Source organism: Bradyrhizobium sp. RD5-C2 (assembly GCF_019972155.1).
Taxonomy (GTDB): Bacteria; Pseudomonadota; Alphaproteobacteria; order Rhizobiales; family Xanthobacteraceae; genus Bradyrhizobium.
On sequence record NZ_BOVL01000040.1, the window covers coordinates 1 to 1,649 of the forward strand.

The window sequence follows — 1,649 nt, forward strand, 5'->3', positions numbered from 1 at the left end:
CCGCGTCGTCGGCTATTTTTTGGCTCTTCATCGGTCAGGCCGCGCTGCGCTGGGAGTGACGGCCTTCCTTGACCTCTTCGATGATCTTGGCGCTGAAGGCTTCCAAGTCTCCTGGATTTCGTGACGTGATCACTCCCTGATCGACCACGACTTCCGCATCCTCCCACTTGGCGCCGGCGTTCGCGACGTCCGTCTTGATCGACTTGAACGACGTCATCCTGCGCCCCTTGGCGATGCCTGTCTCGATCAGGAGCCACGGAGCGTGGCAGACGGCGGCGACGACCTTCTTCGCATCGAAGATGTCCTTGATGAACTTCAGTGCCTTGGGCTCGACCCGCAGCAGGTCCGGATTGATCTGGCCGCCCGGCAGGACGACCGCGTCGTAGTCGGCGGCCGCCGCTTCGTCGAGTGTCTTGTCGACCTTCACGGATCGGCCCCAATCCTTCTTGTCCCACCCCTTTATCTCGCCGGCCGCGAGCGAAACAACGTGGACGGTCGCGCCAACTTTCGTCAGGCGATCCCGCGGCACCTCGAGCTCGGCCTGCTCGAAGCCGTTGGCGGCCAAAATTGCGATCTTTTTTCCGTTCAAATCCATGGTCGAATCCTTATCTTGGCGTTTTGCCTACTAAGCGGACCGCGCTGGGTTTGTTCCTGCCCCGACCGAAGTCTGCAGCGCCTGCCTGGGATCACCACGGCTCTGGCGCCTCGGGAAGAAAGGCCGGTCGCGCCGATGTGGAACATCGCTCCGGATTTCGGATTTATCGTACTTCGCGTAGAGGAGGGTTCCATGCCCCGCGGCGAATAAATCGAGTTATACCGGCAAGCAAGAGAGGATGGCTCGGCATATCGAGGAAGGGTACGAGCAGCGCGGATTGACGGAAAGCGAAGCGGAGAGGCGCGCTTGGGCTACCGTTCTCCACAGTCCGAACTATCGAGCCACTATATGCGTTCGACGACGTCGATTATCGAGCTGGTTTTCGGCTCTTCAATCCCGACATCAACATCGCCCGACCGCTGGCACTCACACGGCATCCCTGCGCCGCACTGACACCCTCTGACCTCATCCGTGCAGACGAGATGAGGATGGTTTTCACACACCCTGCCGAGGCCGTCGCAAATCGGACAGATCGGATTGATCACTTCGGCCGGCGCCTGCGGGACGGCTTCGACCCTCTGAGGAATTTGATTGCCTCGACCGCGATCGTGTTGTCATCGCCCGCCTGTCCCTCGACGAATTTCATAACTCGCTGCCTGACTTCTTCCTCTTCGTTCGGCGCCAGCGTGACCATCATGCCGTAGGTACGAACAACCCGCTCAACCACAACCTCCATTCAAATCCTCCCTAGAAAATCCCACAACGCCGCGCAGGAACTTTTTGTACCTTCGGCTGGTTATGGGGGAAACGAGAAAAGACCATGGACCTCACCAGATGCCAGCGCTGCGGCAAACCGCTCAAGGCCGTCATGTCACTCGACCAGCGGACCGACTTACGTTGTATTTCCTGCGATGGTCTGGACCCAAAGGCTGATACCCCGATGTGGGTTGAAAGCCCCAAGCTACTTCCTGGACAGCCCCTTGAACGAGCTGGCTCGAAGTAGACCTTCGGACGTGATGTCGCGGTACTCGACGTCGGCAAAGAACTTGGGTTC

2 protein-coding genes and 1 pseudogene are annotated in these 1,649 nt (G+C 59.2%); 1 reads left to right on the plus strand and 2 read right to left on the minus strand.

Features of this window, described 5'->3' with window-relative positions; genetic code table 11:
- Positions 1-34: 34 nt before the first annotated feature.
- On the minus strand, positions 35-595 hold the full coding sequence (locus BraRD5C2_RS33600; RefSeq protein ID WP_223975720.1) for a type 1 glutamine amidotransferase domain-containing protein: 561 nt from the start codon (positions 593-595) through the stop codon (positions 35-37).
- Positions 596-791: 196 nt separating this feature from the next.
- Here BraRD5C2_RS33600 and BraRD5C2_RS33605 point away from each other — a divergent pair.
- A pseudogene (locus tag BraRD5C2_RS33605) lies at positions 792-914 on the plus strand (plasmid stabilization protein); the annotation flags it as partial.
- A gap of 222 nt (positions 915-1,136) precedes the next feature.
- On the opposite strand, the gene BraRD5C2_RS33610 reads toward BraRD5C2_RS33605, so the two are convergent.
- Positions 1,137-1,331 (minus strand): hypothetical protein, encoded by a 195-nt coding sequence (locus BraRD5C2_RS33610; protein WP_223975721.1) that lies wholly within the window; start codon positions 1,329-1,331, stop codon positions 1,137-1,139.
- Positions 1,332-1,649 lie beyond the last annotated feature (318 nt).